Raw genomic sequence first — 14,720 nt, forward strand, 5'->3', positions numbered from 1 at the left:
ACCGCCCTGGGGGCTCAATGCCGCACGGACCCGGACAGGAGGTTGATGACGAGCACCCCGGCGACGATCAGGCCGATTCCGGCAAGCGCCGGCCCGTCGAGCCTCTCTCCGAAGGCGAGCCAGCCGACGAGCGAGATCAATACGATGCCGACCCCCGACCAGATCGCGTAGATGACCCCGACCGGCACGCTTCGCATCGCGAGCGACATCATCCAAAAGGCGAGCGCATATCCGACGATCGTCGCGATCGTCGGCCAGAGACGGGTCAAGCCGTCGGAGGCCTTGAGGGCGGTGGTCGCCGCCACTTCGGCCAGGATCGCGACCGCGAGCGCGAGGAGGCTCGTCGGGCTCACCCGACGCCCAGCGCGCGATGCACCTCGTCCGCCGCGCGAAAGCCCTCGAGCGTAGCGCCCCCGGCGGTCATGGCCCCTCCCGCCGCGCTGGCCTCGCCCGCGAGCCACAGCCTCTCGCCGATCGGCTGCCTGAGAGCGAGCCGGGCCCCGGCCCCTCCGGGCCGTGCGATCGAGTAGGAACCTTGGGCGAAGGGGTCGGCCCACCAGCCCGCGAGCACGCCGCCCGTCACCCCGCGCGCCATCTCGGCCCCATAGACCACGCCCAACCGCTCGCTCGCATGGGCGACGGCCTCCCGCTCGCCCGCCTCGCAGAGCCGACGGGCGGCGTCGCCGCCGAGATGAGCCACGACGAGATCAGGCCCGCCGGCTCGCACGTCGAAATTGATCAGACCGCTCCCGCCGCCGAGGTCCAGGACTTCGGGAAGATCTCCGGCGGCAGGTTGGGCCAGCCGCAACGCGATCTTGGTATAGGCCCCCATCCCGAGACCATCGAGAGCCGTCAGCGTCGTCCCGGGCAAGGCCGGCCGGAAGCGGAGCGAGCCGGAGCGCAACATCCCGACCGAGACCGTGACGATGGCGGATCTCGCGCGCACGGTTCCACTCGGCGTGGCGACGCTGACGCCCGGACCAGACCAGTCGATCAGACGGGCGGGCTCGTTCAGCCGGACCGGAAGGCCGGCCCCGTAGCGCAGGAGCAGGGTGCCGTAGCCGCCCGGGACCTCGAGATCGTCGCCGGACCAGAGCTGACCGTAATCGGCCCCGGAGACGCGTTCGGGTTCTTCGCCGAGCGAGAGCAGGGTCAGCCCGGCAGCGGCCCCCCGCGCGTCGGTGTCGGCCGGACCGGCGATCTCCGCGATCGACCGGTCAGGTCCGGTGATCCCCCGCTCCAGCACATCGTTCAGTCGGGTAAAAGCCTGCCGCCGGCTGGAGCGCTCGTCGGCCGAGAGCGGCCGCCCCTCGTCAAGCACCGCGAAGCCGCCCGGGCTGCCGCTTTCGTCACCCCGGGTTTCGAGCCCCAGTTCCGCCGCAAGCCGGCGCCAGGGATTGCGCTCGGCCCAATGAATGTAGCGCGCACCGGCCTCGAAGGGCTGGCCGAGACGCAGATCGGTATGGACCCGCCCGCCGAGGCGGTCCCGAGCCTCCAACACGATCACGCTGCGGCCAAGAGAGAGAAGGTGTTTCGCGGCCGCCAATCCGGCCGCGCCGCCCCCGATCACGACGACATCGACGTCAGTGCCTGCGGCGGCACGGCCGGCGAGCGCCGGGGCAAGCACCGAGAGGGCCGGTCCGGCCAGGACGGCGCGTCGAGAAATCCGATTCATGGTCGGCAAGTGGGGAGCGCCGTCGCAACTCCCAAGATGTGCCCGCGTCCTGTTTCGAGCCCAGAGAGTCCGGTCAGCGAGCCTGCCGGGTCTCGCGCCGACGGACGACGGGCTGCTTGCTCTGGATCGGCGCCGGTCCGACGGCGCGGGTCGGCGGCGCGGATGCAACGGTCTCGCCGCTCTTCGGTGTCTCCGCGATCAATCGCCTCACGGGCCAGCTGTCCGTCCAGCGGCCCATGTCGAGGAAGCTCGGGTCGGAGCGGAGCAGGGTCAGGTCGCCTCCGCCGACCGCCGCGGCGGCCAGGATGTCGAAGCTACGCCAATAGGCGAGATAATCGAGCGTATCGGTGACGTTTCGCTGCAGCTGGCCGAGCAGGACCGTCTGCTCGCCCGTGAGCACGGAATCGGCCGACCATCTCGGACGCGCCGTGCGCGGCGCCTTCGGATCGATGGGCGGCTCGGGCGCAAGCTTGATCGTGGAGGAATCGTAGCCGTCCTTGGCCGAACCGGCCGAGGCCAGCGTCGCGGTCAGGGCCGGGAAACCATGGTCGTCGGAGAAGGAGCGCATGAACAGCTTGCGGCTGGCCGGCACGTTCGTCGTCTCGCGGAGAATCCGGCGAGACGCCCGATCCGCCGCCTGGAACTCGCGGTCGCCGACGATCGTCGTGATCAGCGTGGCCGGATCGATCCGGGAGAGGTCGGCCAGCTGGATGCCGCGGGACTTCTCGTCGCTCGCGATACCGCCCGGCATCACGGCGAAGACGAGGCGGGGCGATGCGAGGCCCCGGTCCTGAGCGGTGGCCGCAAGGTTCAGCCCGATGGCCGCGCCAGCGGAATGGCCGATATAGAAGAGCCGCGAGCTGTCGGGCCGGGCCTGCGGATCGTCGGCGAGCGCGGCGAGCGCATCGCGGATCAGGGTCGCGGCCAGATCCGTCGCCTCGACCGGCCGGGTTCGGCCGACGGTCTGGAAGCCAGGATACAGAACGAGATTGCCGCGCCTCGCGAGCTGGTCGATCCAGCCGCCATAGACGACCGGGTTCACGGCGCCCCAGGCATGCAGGAGCACCACGACCGACCGGGGCTCCGCGGGGGCGGCTGCGAGATGATAGACATAGGTCGCAGCCCCGGTGCGGCCGATCGCGCGCTTCACCACCTCGGTCGTCGTATCGCCGGCGCTGCCCGGGCCCGTCCTGGGCTGGGCCGGAGGAGTCGCGGCCTGGGCTCCGCCGAGCACGACCGCGCCCCAGGCCACGGCAGCAAGGATCGTCTGAACGGCACGGCTGGGCATCGCTGGGGCGACCTGGTCAGTCTCGATGAATAGTCTGACGCCCGCATAGCAGCTTTGAGTCGAACGCGCGCCTAGCCTTTTCGTCTCGCCGCTCGCCCGAGCGCCCGGATGACACCGCGCCAAGTGCTGACATCCTGCGCCGTCATGCTCATCCGGTGGAACATGTCGCGCATGTTCCGGGTCATGACCGAGCGCTTGTCGGGCGGGTAGTAGCCGGTGGCGTCCAGTTCGCTCTCGATATGGTCGAACAATCCGACGACGGCCTCGCGTGACGCCGGCTCGGCCCTCGGCGCCGGATCGGGCGAGTCCGTCGCGGTTGCGGAGATCCGGGCCCATTCGTAGGCGGCGATCAGAACCGCGCCGGCGAGGTTCAGCGACGCGAAGCGTGGATCGACCGGATAGGTGAGGATCGCGTCCGCGAGCGAGATGTCGTCGTTTTCGAGCCCGGTCCGCTCGCGCCCGAACAGGATCCCGGTACGCTGTCCGGCGGCAGCCCGGCGAGCCAGATCCGTGAAGGCCGCCTCCGGCGACAGGACCCGCTTCATCTGCCCGCGCGACCGAGCCGTGGTCGCCAGGACCCAGGTGAGATCACTGACGGCCTCGGCGGTCGAGGAAAAGGCGCGCGCATCGTCGAGGATCGCGGTCGCGTTCACAGCCGGGGCGCGCGCCTCCTCGTTCGGCCAGCCCTCGCGCGGCACGACGAGGCGAAGCTCACCCAGTCCGAAATTCGCCATCCCGCGCGCCGCCATGCCGATATTCTCCGGCAGTTGCGGCTGGACCAGGATGATGACCGGAGGAGCAAGGACAGCGGCCAAGGTCAGCTTTCCGGTCCGGGTGGGGCGCGGCGTCGCCCGTGGCGAGAGAAACAAGACAGGCCCGCTTCACTCCAGCACGGGCCTGCATGAAAAAGGGCTGCCCGTGAGGGCAGCCCTTGGTCGGCGAGCCTCAGCTGGCGTCGGTTAGAAGTCCATGCCGCCCATGCCACCCATGCCGCCCATTCCGCCGCCGCCCGGCATGCCGCCGCCGGCCGGTTCTTTCTTCGGCGCTTCGGCGATCATGGCTTCCGTCGTGACGAGGAGGCCGGCCACCGAGGCCGCGCCCTGGAGCGCGGCGCGGACGACCTTCGCCGGATCGACGATGCCGGCCTGGAGCATGTCGACATACTCCTCCGTCTGCGCGTTGAAGCCATAGGTCGGCGAGGACTGACCCAGGATCCGGCCGACGACGATCGAGCCTTCGACACCCGAATTCTGCGCGATCTGACGGATCGGCGCCTCGAGGGCCTTCAGCACGATGTTGATGCCGGCCTGAACCTCGGCATTCTCGTTCTTCGGGAGCTTCTGGACGGCCGCCTTGCCGAGCAGGAGCGCGACGCCGCCGCCCGGAACGATGCCTTCTTCGACGGCTGCGCGGGTCGCGTGCAGGGCGTCGTCGACACGATCCTTCTTCTCCTTCACCTCGACCTCAGTCGAGCCGCCGACCCGGATGATGGCAACGCCACCGGCCAGCTTCGCGAGCCGCTCCTGCAGCTTCTCCTTGTCGTAGTCCGAGGTGGTCTCCTCGATCTGCGCCTTGATCTGGCCAACCCGGGCCTCGATCGCGCTCTTGTCGCCGGCGCCGTCGATGATCGTGGTGTTTTCCTTCTCGATGCGGACCCGCTTCGCGCGGCCGAGCATCTCGAGGGTCACGTTCTCGAGCTTGATGCCGAGATCTTCCGACACGGTCTGACCGGCGGTCAGGACGGCGATGTCCTCGAGCATCGCCTTGCGACGATCGCCGAAGCCCGGAGCCTTCACGGCCGCGACCTTGAGGCCGCCGCGGAGCTTGTTCACGACGAGCGTCGCGAGGGCCTCGCCCTCGATGTCCTCGGCCACGATCACGAGCGGCTTGCCGGTCTGCACCACCGCCTCGAGGACCGGAAGCAGCGCCTGGAGCGACGACAGCTTCTTCTCGTGGATGAGGATGTAGGGGTCTTCCAGCTCGGCGACCATCTTCTCGGCGTTGGTGATGAAGTAAGGCGAGAGATAGCCGCGGTCGAACTGCATGCCCTCGACGACGTCGAGCTCGGTCTCGGCGGTCTTGGCCTCCTCGACCGTGATCACGCCTTCCTTGCCGACCTTGTCCATCGCCTTGGCGATCATGTCGCCGATGTCCTTGTCGCCGTTGGCCGAGATCGTGCCGACCTGCGCGATCTCCTCCGAGGAGGCGACCTTCTTGGCCCGGGCTTCGATATCCTTGACGACGGCCGCGACCGCGAGGTCGATGCCGCGCTTCAGGTCCATCGGGTTCATGCCGGCCGCGACCGACTTCGCGCCCTCACGGACGATCGAGGCGGCGAGCACCGTCGCCGTGGTGGTGCCGTCGCCGGCCAGGTCGCTCGACTTCGAAGCGACTTCGCGCACCATCTGGGCGCCCATATTCTCGAACTTGTCGGAGAGCTCGATCTCCTTGGCGACCGTCACGCCGTCCTTGGTGATGCGCGGAGCGCCGAAGCTCTTCTCGATCACGACGTTGCGGCCCTTGGGGCCGAGGGTGACCTTGACCGCGTTGGCGAGCAGTTCGACGCCACGAAGCATCTTGTCCCGGGCGTCGGTGGAGAAGCGTACGTCTTTGGCTGACATGTGAATACCTGCAGATAAGACCTTCGCCGAGCCGTCGCGACTAGTGGCGGAGGCTCGGACACGAGATCTGGGTTGATGATGTCCTGGACAAGGCCAGGGCCGGCTCTTCGAGAACCGGCGCTCGGCCGGAAGCTCGGATAAGACCTACGGTGCGTGCGTTAGGCCGCGAGCGCCATCTTCTGGCCCTCGATGATGCCGAGGATGTCGCTCTCCTTCATGATGAGGAGATCCTCGCCGTCGATCTTCACCTCGGTGCCGGACCACTTGCCGAACAGGATGCGGTCGCCAGCCTTGACGTCGAGCGCGTTGATCTTTCCGCTTTCGTCGCGGGCGCCCGGTCCGACGGCGACGATCTCGCCCTCTTGCGGCTTTTCCTTGGCATTGTCCGGAATGATGATGCCGCCCTTGGTCTTGGCTTCACCTTCGATACGACGGACCACGACGCGGTCGTGCAGCGGACGAAATTGCATGGGAGTCTCCGGTTCGGTGTGCGGCGCCAGGAACGGCGGAGGCGGGCTCCGAGCCAGCCCGGGCGTCATCGACACCCTCGCAACTGACCCCTCACTAGCACTCGGATTCAGGGAGTGCCAGCGAAATCGTCGCGTTTCGGACGTAGCTGAGGCCATCGTGGCGCGGTAAATCCGAGCCGTACCGCCGCTTTCGCTACGCCGAATCGGCGTCGCTCCGACAATCTCCTGCGGGAAACTTTCGATGATCCGTCTCGTCGTGTCGGATGTGGACGGTACGCTGGTGCAACCGGACAAGTCCCTTGCGCCGAGCACGGTCGCGGCCGCGAACCGCCTGAGATCAGCCGGCATCCCGCTTGCCATCGTCAGCGCCCGTCCACCCCGGGGCATTGCGTGGATCGCGGACGAACTCGGGCTCGCCTTCACGGCAGGCTTCAATGGTGGAACGGTCGTGCGGCGCGACGGAACCTTGCTCGAAAGCCACCTCGTGCCGGCAGACGCCGCCCGCACGGCTCTCGACCTCCTCGTCCGGCACGGAATCGACGCCTGGCTCTTCACCGAGACCGAATGGCTCGTCGTGAACCCGACCGGATCCCATGTTCCGCACGAGCGCATGACCGTGCGGTTCGACGAGCGGGTCGTGGAGAGTTTCGAGCCCTATATCGCCCAGGCGGGCAAGATCACGGGCGTCACGGATGATGCCCCGCGTCTCGCCGCTGTCGAGGCGGAGTTGCAGGCTCTCCTGGGCCAGACCGCGAGCGCGAAGCGATCGCAATCCTATTATCTCGACGTGACCAACCAGGCGGCGAACAAGGGCAATGCCGTCCGTCTGATCGCCCGCCATGCCGGCGTGGATCCGTCCGAGGTCGCCGTTCTGGGCGACATGGCGAACGACCTGCCGATGTTCGACGTCGCCGGATTCTCGATCGCGATGGGCAACGCGTCGGCGGAGGTGAAGGCCCGGGCGAGCGCCGTGACGGATGCGAATGACGCGGATGGCTGGGCGCGGGCCGTGGATCGCTTGATCCTCGCCAGACGAACGGAATAGGAGGTCCACTCCGCCCGTGGTCCGAACGGCTCAAGAACCGCTCCTGCTCCCGTCTGCTCGCGGTGCGGGACGCGAGGGACGGATCTTGCGACCGCCGCGCTCGCCCGTGCGGCCTTTGACCTTGAGGATCGTCGGTTGAACGTCACCCAGATCACGCATCACGATCTCGACGGCTACGGCGCCGCCACCGTGGTCGGCGCCTATGTCGAGGTCGGCCGCATCGTCCATGTGCCGCGCTACGCGGATGTCGGGCCGGTCGTCGACGAGGAGCTGAAGCGTCTCGGCAAGACCGCCGAGTCCGAGATGCTGATCCTCACCGATCTCGGTCTCGAAGACGTGGCCGTCAAATTCATCCAGAGCTTCGCGGCCCTGAATCGGCGGCGTGACGAAGGCGTCCGGCATCGCCTCGTGGTGCTCGATCACCACGTCTCCTCGGTCGACCGCCTGCGCGAGCATCACGCGCTGCCCGCATCCGAGGAGGGCAGCCTTCGGACCTTCGCATTCGACGATCCCGGCACCGTGGTCCTGATCGACGGCAGCCGCTGCGCGACCCGGATGGCCTACGAGAACCGAGCCCTCTACGCGGCGCGGGACCCCTCCCCCGAAGTCCAGGGTCAGATCGAGACCCTGGTCGCGTCGATCGACGCCGTCGACCTCTGGCAGAAGACGCTCCCGACCTTCATCGGCGGCCTCGCGCTGGACGAGGTCTTCTGGGACAATGTCTCGAACCTCGTGCCGATCGGCCATCCCTGGCACGATCGTTTCGTCGGCGCCCTGCTCCTGGGCGTGGCCCGTCTGCTGCAGCAGGGGCTGCCGCCGGCCCGGATCGAACGCGAGGTCGGCGCGCTCCGGACAGAGATCCTCGACGCGTTCCTCAGCGACGATCCGGGGGACGACCGCAGCCTCACGACCCGCATGCGGATCGCGCCCGTTCTCGCCCGCTCACGCGAGCTGTTCCGCCCGCTCTCCGACGGCACGCTCCTCTCCTTCGGGCTGGATGCCGGCACGTTCCAGCGTGTCTCCGACGCGATCATGGACGCGGGCGGGGCGACCCGGGTCGTGAATGTCCAGCGGACCGGCTCCCTCTCGTTCCGGTCCACGAACGAGACCGCGCTCGACGGCGCGCGCAAGTTCCGCGGCGGAGGCCACAAGGATGCCGCCGGGGGCAAGCTGCCGAACGGATCCGCCTTCTCGCTCGCGGATGCCTGCGCCCAGGTCGAGCCGATCCTCAACCCTCCGCCTCCCGACCTGTCGAAGAACCCCTTCGGAGCCCTCAAGAACTGGAAGGGGTGAAGCGAGGTCAGGCCGGTGCGACGATCAACGCCCGCCGCCGCGATGGACCCGAGGCGGGCCTAGGGCCGCGCCTATGACCTGGGCGGCAGCAAAGACCCTACCGTGTCGACCTCGGACCTGTCGCCGGGTCGGCCTTCGGCGATGCCGTGATCGATGAAATGCGAGAAGGCGCCCTGCCCGGATGTCCGGACGTCCTCGTTGTGGTCGAGATAGAAGGCGGGATCGAAGGACGGGATGGGCCTGCGGCCCTCCGCCTCTCCCTGTTCCAGGTAATGCGCGAGCGCAGGCACGCCGGCGGCCCGGACGTCGGGGTTGGATTCGAGATAGTAGGCCTCGTCGAAAAACGGAGCCAGGGGATGGTCGCCCGCCGGGTCCGAGGGCTCCTGGGCGTCTCTTCGGCCGGACAGCCTCGCCCCGAGACGCCGCAAGGGCCCGGATGTCGTCTCCCTGTCGCGACGGCCCTGAGCGCGGAGCTCGAGAAGGCTGGTGTCGCGTCTCAGGATATCGCGTCGAAGCGACTGGATGAGTTCGCGTTGTCGGGTCAGTATCGCCGTGATCCTCTCAAGGTTCTCCCGCTCCGTCTCGAGAGGGCGGGGAGCCGGGTCCTGAGGGATGATCTGCGCCGGTGAAACCGGCGGCCTGTCCGGCGGGCGTGCCGCCCGAACCTCCAATTCGCGCAGCTCTCGCGCGAGCCGGACCCTGTCCTCCGCCGCGAAGGCGAGCTGGTTTTCGGCTGCGGCGAGATCGGCCTGGAGACGGGCTTCCGCACGCTCGAGTTCGGCTACCCGGTCTTCCAGATGGCGGTTCTGCCCAGCCTCGAGAGCAGCCGCCTTCTCCTCCGCTTGGCCCAGGTCGGCCCTGGAGCGGGCTTCCGCATGGTCGAGTTCGACCACCGGGTCGTCCAGATGCCGGTTCTGCCCAGCCTCGAGAGCAGCCGCCTTCTCCTCCGCTTGGCCGAGGTCGGCCCTGAGCCGGGTCTCGGCCTCGGTCAGCGCGGCCACGCGATCCTGGAGAAGGCGCTGCCCTGCCACCAGGGCAGCCGCTTCTTCGGCACGACGCCGAGCGTCCTGCCGTGCGCCATCCAGTTCGGTGCGCAATGCGTGTTCGGAATGCTCCAGCGCCCGGAGCTCCTCCCCGACCTGCTGCAATTCGGCCGCGCGATTTGCGGCCTCCTCGCGCGCAGTCTCTTCGGCACGCCGCGACGCCTCGAGCTCGCTTCGAAGGTCAGCCTCCGCCTGTTCCCGGCCCGAGACGCGATGCTCGAGCTGGCGAGACGCGTCCCTCGCGGCTTCGAGTTCGGCCGTTTTTTCGAAGATGGATCCGTGCAGCCGCGTCAGCGGGAGCTCGAAGGGAGCGACACGCTGAAAGATGTTGAACTGCTCGATGAAGACGTCGAGCTTCGCCCGGACGCCAGGATCCGACAGGTCTTCTTTGATCAGCTCATAGAAATACTGCACGATCCGCTGTGCCGAAGGTCGGCCTTTCGCGCCCTCACGGTTCAGCTGCGCGTCGACGATGTCGAGGATATCCGCACTGCCGTCGTGGACGAGGTTCAAGGGCCGCAGGAATGCAAGCAGTCGCCTGAGCGTCCCCTCCCCGTCCGTGAACCAGTCATCGTAATCGAGCACGAAGACGTCATCTTTCGCCCGGGCGAAGAAATCGGCATTGTAGACGAGCCACCGGTATTCGCCCGAACGGAGCGGGATATCGTCGCGTGACCGGAGCGACGCGGCAACGTTGGCCGGATTACGAACACAGAACACATATTTCGGGGTGAGGGAGAGATTGTTGAAGATTTCTCCCCATGTCGCAAGCAGCCGGACAGCTCGGGGGTCCTTGAAACCGAACGGTTCGGCCGGATGCATCCTGGATTGCAGGTAGGCCTCCACTTCGGACCGGATCTTTCGCACCTCCGGATTGGCCCACCAGCCGCTCGGGAGAGGTAGATCATGGAGGGGGGAGTAATCGCCGACGCCACCCATCGGTCGATTGAGCAGGTCCAGGATCCGATTGTGCTGGGACACGATTTCCCAGCGCTCCCAATGACCGTCCTCGTTCCCGCGGGCGCGGCCCACGTCATCCGCCATGTCGACGCCGAGGGCGCTGAGCAGATGGGCGCAAAGCGACGTGCCGCTGCGATGCATGCCGAGAACCACGACGATCGGCCTGCGTGAGGCAGGCGTGGTCAGCGCGTCGCGCGTCCGAGCCGCCTTCGAAGCCGGCGAGACGGCCGACGGTTGATCCCCTGTTGTCACCTGCACGCCCGCAACCTCTCCCTTTGACACGCGATCCCCCGTCCCGAATAGACCCGCTGTCACATCCCCTCAAGGCCGCAGGCCCGAGCCGTCGATCAGACGTACGTGAGCGCTCGCGGAGCCGCGACGCCGGTCTCGTCCCGGCCCGGCCCGGCCCGGCCCGGCAGGCTGCAACCGGCGCGGTCAAGTTGTCCTGTATACGGCGCGGCGTGGGCCAAAGAAGTTGTTGCGGATGAGAACAAACCATGTACATTCACGAGGACCGGACGCGTTTGAGTCCGGCTCCTCCCACTGCCATAAGGATCGCCCGCCATGGCCTCTGCCCTGCGCCTGATCGAGACACCCTCCATGGACAAGACCAAGGCGCTGGACGCGGCGCTGTCGCAGATCGAGCGCTCCTTCGGGAAGGGCTCGATCATGCGACTCGGCAAGAACGAGAAGATCGCCGAGGTCGAATCGATCTCCTCGGGCTCGCTCGGCCTGGACATCGCGCTCGGCGTCGGCGGGTTGCCGCGCGGCCGCGTGATCGAGATCTACGGGCCAGAATCCTCGGGCAAGACGACGCTCGCTCTCCACACCGTCGCCGAAGCGCAGAAGAAGGGCGGCGTCTGCGCCTTCGTCGACGCCGAGCACGCGCTGGATCCCGTCTACGCCCGAAAGCTCGGCGTAAAGCTCGACGACCTCCTCATCTCGCAGCCCGATACGGGCGAGCAGGCGCTGGAGATTTGCGACACGCTGGTGCGGTCGGGGGCGATCGACGTGCTGGTGGTCGATTCGGTCGCCGCGTTGACGCCCCGGGCGGAGATCGAGGGCGAGATGGGCGACGTGCAGCCCGGCGCACAGGCGCGGCTGATGAGCCAGGCCCTCCGCAAGCTCACCGCCTCGATCTCGAAGTCGAAGGCGATGGTGATTTTCATCAACCAGATCCGGATGAAGATCGGCGTGATGTACGGCTCGCCCGAAACGACGACCGGCGGCAACGCGCTGAAATTCTATGCCTCCGTCCGGCTCGACATTCGCCGGATCTCGACCCTGAAGGACCGGGACGAGGCGATCGGCAACCAGGTCCGGGTCAAGGTCGTCAAGAACAAGGTCGCGCCGCCCTTCAAGCAGGTCGAGTTCGACATCATGTTCGGCGAGGGCATTTCGAAGGTCGGCGAACTCGTCGATCTCGGCGTCAAGGCCGGCATCGTGGAGAAGTCGGGCGCCTGGTTCTCCTTCGACAGCCAGAGGCTCGGCCAGGGGCGTGAGAACGCGAAATCGCTCCTGCGCGACAATCCCGAGATCGCGGCCAAGATCGAAGCCGCCATCCGCCAGAATGCAGGTCTTCTGGCTGACCGCATCCTCGACACGGCGACCCCGACCGACGACGACCTCGACGAAGGCAACCCGTAGCGGGTCGCTCCGATCCGGCGCCTCGGGACAGGCCTCCAGGGGGGCTGGTTCGACCGTGCCATTCGTAAGAAGGCGTGTTGCAAGGCGTGGCGCCGACGGGCCGCGCCTTTTCGCGTCGTGCAAGTCCCCGGGTCGGAGCCGATCCGGATGGAGGCTGCGGCGACCGCGGGCCCTTCCGAAAGCTCGGTCGCGGTATTAGAGACACTCTCATCGGAGCATCTCCGCGACTCCGCACAGGATGACGAGACCCATGTCCGCCCCCCGCACCCTCTACGACAAGATCTGGGATGACCACGTCATCGATCGCGGCGAGGACGGGACCTGCCTCATCTATATCGACCGCCACCTCGTGCACGAGGTCACGAGCCCGCAGGCCTTCGAAGGATTGCGGGTGGCCGGCCGGGTCGTCAGGGCCCCCGGCAAGACGCTGGCCGTCGTCGACCACAACGTGCCGACCACCGACCGCCGCGGCGGCATCGCGGATGAGGAGGCTCGCATCCAGGTCGAGACGCTCGCGGCCAATACGCGCGATTTCGGCATCGAGTATTTCGACGAACTCGACCAGCGCCAGGGCATCGTCCACATCATCGGCCCCGAACAGGGCTTCACGCTCCCGGGCATGACGATCGTTTGCGGCGACAGCCACACCTCGACCCACGGCGCCTTCGGGGCGCTGGCGCACGGGATCGGGACGTCGGAGGTCGAGCATGTGCTCGCGACCCAGACGCTGATCCAGAAAAAGGCCCGCAACATGCGGGTGACGGTCCACGGCGACCTCAGGCCGGGCGTGACGGCGAAGGACATCGCGCTCGGAATCATCGGCGAGATCGGGACGGCCGGGGGGACCGGTCACGTCATTGAATTCGCAGGCGAGGCGGTCCGTGCTCTCTCGATGGAGGGCCGGATGACCCTCTGCAACATGTCGATCGAGGGCGGGGCCCGGGCCGGGATGGTGGCCCCCGACGCGACCACCTTCGCCTATCTGAAAGGCCGCCCGAAATCTCCGACGGGATATGCCTGGGACAGTGCCGTCCGATATTGGGAGACCCTTCCTTCCGACGAAGGCGCGGTGTTCGACACCGAGATCCGGATCGATGCGGCGAATCTCGCGCCGCTCGTGACCTGGGGCACGAGCCCGGAGGACGTCGTCTCCGTGAACGGCATCGTGCCCGATCCGGCCGCGATCGACGACGAGGGCAAGCGGGCGTCGAAGGAGCGTGCCCTGACCTATATGGGCCTGAAGCCCGGCACCCGGATTACCGACATCGCCGTCGACCGGGTCTTCATCGGGTCCTGTACCAACGGCCGCATCGAAGATTTGCGCGAGGTGGCGCGGGTCGTCGCCGGCAAGAGCGTCCATCCCTCGGTCAACGCCATGATCGTGCCGGGCTCGGGCATCGTGAAGATGCAGGCCGAGGCCGAGGGCCTCGACCGCGTTTTCCTGGAGGCCGGCTTCGAGTGGCGCGAGCCGGGATGCTCCATGTGCCTCGCCATGAACGCCGACCGTCTCGGCCCCGAAGAGCGCTGCGCCTCGACCTCGAACCGGAATTTCGAGGGCCGCCAGGGCCACAAGGGCCGCACGCATCTCGTCTCGCCCGCCATGGCCGCGGCGGCCGCGATCGCGGGCCGCTTCGTGGACGTCCGCGCGCTGGGCTGAGGCACGCGGGATGAACGATCCGGAGCGCGAGGCCGAAGCGCGCCGCGCGCTCGATCGGGTCGCGCGTGACAGTGAGTCCGTGGGCTCGTCCTCGCTCGCCCGCGCCGGCAAGCGGCTCGGCGGCCATTTCTCCGCGGCGGACGCTGAGGGCGAGGGCGAGGGAGGGACGACGGATCCGGCCGAACTCTGGGGCCGGCGGGTCGGCCGCGCGATCTCGGTCCTGCTCGGGGCGGGGCTCGCCTGGTGGCTGGGCGCACAGCTCGGCTGGTGGTGAGGCTGCCGTGACCCGATCGGTGGACTGGGCGGAATGCCGGGCGCCGTCGCTCGCCGAGGTCGAAACCTTGGCTGAAGCAGCCTTCGCGGCTTTGCCGGAGGCGTTCCGACGGCTTTGCCAGGGCGTAGTCATCCGCGTCGTGGACTTTCCCGACGACGAGACCTTCGAAGAGATGGGTCTCGAGAGCCCGTTCGACCTCCTCGGCCTGTTTCGCGGCGTCGGGCTCGCGCAGGGCGGCTTCGCCGACGGCCTGCAGACGGGTCAGTTCCCGAACATGGTCTGGCTCTACCGCCGACCTCTCCTCGACTATTGGTCCGAGCACGAGGAGACGTTGGGTGCCCTCGTGACGCATGTGCTGGTCCACGAGATCGGCCACCATGTCGGGCTATCCGACGAGGACATGGCCCGGATCGAGAGCCGGGCCGATGACGAGCCGCCGAAACCGGGCGATCGTACGGCCTGAAACAAAATCCGATTCTTCACGTTCCCTCTCCATGTCGGACGGACGTGTCTGAACAGGAGAACGAGATGGACAAGGATCGGATCGAAGGCGCCGTGGAGAAAGCCAAGGGCACCGCGAAGGACATCGCCGGCAAGATCACCGGCGACACCAAGCTGGAAGCCGAAGGCAAGGCCCAGAAGGCCGGCGGCACCGTTCAGAACACCGTCGGTGGCGTGAAGGACACGCTCCGCGGCAAGTAGGCCCACGGACGTCGGCCGGTCGGAGCAAGACCGACCGGCGTGGTC

14 protein-coding genes are annotated in these 14,720 nt (G+C 67.8%); 7 read left to right on the forward strand and 7 right to left on the reverse strand.

The window, feature by feature from the left end; genetic code table 11:
* Window positions 1–14: 14 nt before the first annotated feature.
* From ACFE87_RS00870 to groES, 6 genes are all read right to left on the reverse strand, one after another.
* Window positions 15–353 carry an SMR family transporter gene (locus ACFE87_RS00870; protein ID WP_375457698.1) on the reverse strand — a complete coding sequence of 113 codons (339 nt, stop codon included), beginning with the start codon at window positions 351–353 and terminating at the stop codon, window positions 15–17.
* Window positions 350–1,675: a flavin monoamine oxidase family protein gene (locus ACFE87_RS00875; protein WP_375457821.1), complete on the reverse strand. Its 1,326-nt coding sequence runs from the start codon at window positions 1,673–1,675 to the stop codon at window positions 350–352. The genes ACFE87_RS00870 and ACFE87_RS00875 overlap by 4 nt, the downstream gene beginning before the upstream one ends.
* A 73-nt stretch (window positions 1,676–1,748) precedes the next feature.
* A complete protein-coding gene (locus ACFE87_RS00880; protein ID WP_375457699.1) occupies window positions 1,749–2,963 on the reverse strand; it encodes an alpha/beta hydrolase in 1,215 nt (404 codons plus the stop codon).
* 71 nt (window positions 2,964–3,034) lie between these two features.
* The gene (locus ACFE87_RS00885) at window positions 3,035–3,778 is read right to left on the reverse strand and encodes an RNA methyltransferase (protein ID WP_375457700.1); all 744 of its coding nucleotides are present in this window, start codon (window positions 3,776–3,778) and stop codon (window positions 3,035–3,037) included.
* Between the two features lie 144 nt (window positions 3,779–3,922).
* Window positions 3,923–5,584: a chaperonin GroEL gene (groL, locus tag ACFE87_RS00890; RefSeq protein ID WP_375457701.1), complete on the reverse strand. Its 1,662-nt coding sequence runs from the start codon at window positions 5,582–5,584 to the stop codon at window positions 3,923–3,925.
* A 158-nt stretch (window positions 5,585–5,742) separates the two neighbouring features.
* Window positions 5,743–6,054 carry a co-chaperone GroES gene (gene groES, locus ACFE87_RS00895; protein WP_375457702.1) on the reverse strand — a complete coding sequence of 104 codons (312 nt, stop codon included), beginning with the start codon at window positions 6,052–6,054 and terminating at the stop codon, window positions 5,743–5,745.
* Window positions 6,055–6,295: 241 nt separating this feature from the next.
* On the opposite strand from groES, the gene ACFE87_RS00900 reads away from it, so the two are divergent.
* A complete protein-coding gene (locus ACFE87_RS00900; protein ID WP_375457703.1) occupies window positions 6,296–7,099 on the forward strand; it encodes an HAD family hydrolase in 804 nt (267 codons plus the stop codon).
* A gap of 135 nt (window positions 7,100–7,234) precedes the next feature.
* Window positions 7,235–8,392 carry a dimethylmenaquinone methyltransferase gene (locus tag ACFE87_RS00905; protein ID WP_375457704.1) on the forward strand — a complete coding sequence of 386 codons (1,158 nt, stop codon included), beginning with the start codon at window positions 7,235–7,237 and terminating at the stop codon, window positions 8,390–8,392.
* 71 nt (window positions 8,393–8,463) lie between these two features.
* Here ACFE87_RS00905 and ACFE87_RS00910 read toward each other — a convergent pair whose 3' ends face one another.
* Window positions 8,464–10,653, reverse strand: a complete 2,190-nt coding sequence (locus tag ACFE87_RS00910; RefSeq protein WP_375457705.1) for a hypothetical protein — start codon at window positions 10,651–10,653, stop codon at window positions 8,464–8,466.
* A gap of 306 nt (window positions 10,654–10,959) precedes the next feature.
* On the opposite strand from ACFE87_RS00910, the gene recA reads away from it, so the two are divergent.
* The 5 genes from recA (at window position 10,960) to ACFE87_RS00935 (ending at window position 14,675) form a co-directional block, all read left to right on the forward strand.
* Complete coding sequence (gene recA / locus ACFE87_RS00915) at window positions 10,960–12,042, forward strand: recombinase RecA (protein WP_375457706.1); 1,083 nt, start codon at window positions 10,960–10,962, stop codon at window positions 12,040–12,042.
* A gap of 250 nt (window positions 12,043–12,292) precedes the next feature.
* Window positions 12,293–13,699: a 3-isopropylmalate dehydratase large subunit gene (leuC, locus tag ACFE87_RS00920; RefSeq protein WP_375457707.1), complete on the forward strand. Its 1,407-nt coding sequence runs from the start codon at window positions 12,293–12,295 to the stop codon at window positions 13,697–13,699.
* 10 nt (window positions 13,700–13,709) lie between these two features.
* Window positions 13,710–13,973, forward strand: coding sequence for a hypothetical protein (locus ACFE87_RS00925; RefSeq protein WP_375457708.1), 264 nt, complete (start codon window positions 13,710–13,712; stop codon window positions 13,971–13,973).
* A gap of 7 nt (window positions 13,974–13,980) precedes the next feature.
* Window positions 13,981–14,436, forward strand: a complete 456-nt coding sequence (locus ACFE87_RS00930; protein ID WP_375457709.1) for a metallopeptidase family protein — start codon at window positions 13,981–13,983, stop codon at window positions 14,434–14,436.
* Between the two features lie 65 nt (window positions 14,437–14,501).
* Entirely contained in the window at window positions 14,502–14,675 is a 174-nt protein-coding gene (locus ACFE87_RS00935) for a CsbD family protein (protein WP_375457710.1), read from the forward strand.
* Window positions 14,676–14,720 lie beyond the last annotated feature (45 nt).

It is taken from the genome of uncultured Enterovirga sp., assembly GCF_964242715.1.
Lineage (GTDB): Bacteria > Pseudomonadota > Alphaproteobacteria > Rhizobiales > Beijerinckiaceae > Enterovirga.

Coding starts and splice junctions, on each gene's coding strand:
- groES (WP_375457702.1), bottom strand. CDS start 6,054: ATGCAATTTCGTCCGCTGCACGACCGCGTCGTGGTCCGTCGTATCGAA.
- recA (WP_375457706.1), top strand. CDS start 10,960: ATGGCCTCTGCCCTGCGCCTGATCGAGACACCCTCCATGGACAAGACC.
- ACFE87_RS00935 (WP_375457710.1), top strand. CDS start 14,502: ATGGACAAGGATCGGATCGAAGGCGCCGTGGAGAAAGCCAAGGGCACC.
- ACFE87_RS00875 (WP_375457821.1), bottom strand. CDS start 1,675: ATGAATCGGATTTCTCGACGCGCCGTCCTGGCCGGACCGGCCCTCTCG.
- ACFE87_RS00925 (WP_375457708.1), top strand. CDS start 13,710: ATGAACGATCCGGAGCGCGAGGCCGAAGCGCGCCGCGCGCTCGATCGG.
- ACFE87_RS00900 (WP_375457703.1), top strand. CDS start 6,296: ATGATCCGTCTCGTCGTGTCGGATGTGGACGGTACGCTGGTGCAACCG.
- leuC (WP_375457707.1), top strand. CDS start 12,293: ATGTCCGCCCCCCGCACCCTCTACGACAAGATCTGGGATGACCACGTC.
- ACFE87_RS00880 (WP_375457699.1), bottom strand. CDS start 2,963: ATGCCCAGCCGTGCCGTTCAGACGATCCTTGCTGCCGTGGCCTGGGGC.
- groL (WP_375457701.1), bottom strand. CDS start 5,584: ATGTCAGCCAAAGACGTACGCTTCTCCACCGACGCCCGGGACAAGATG.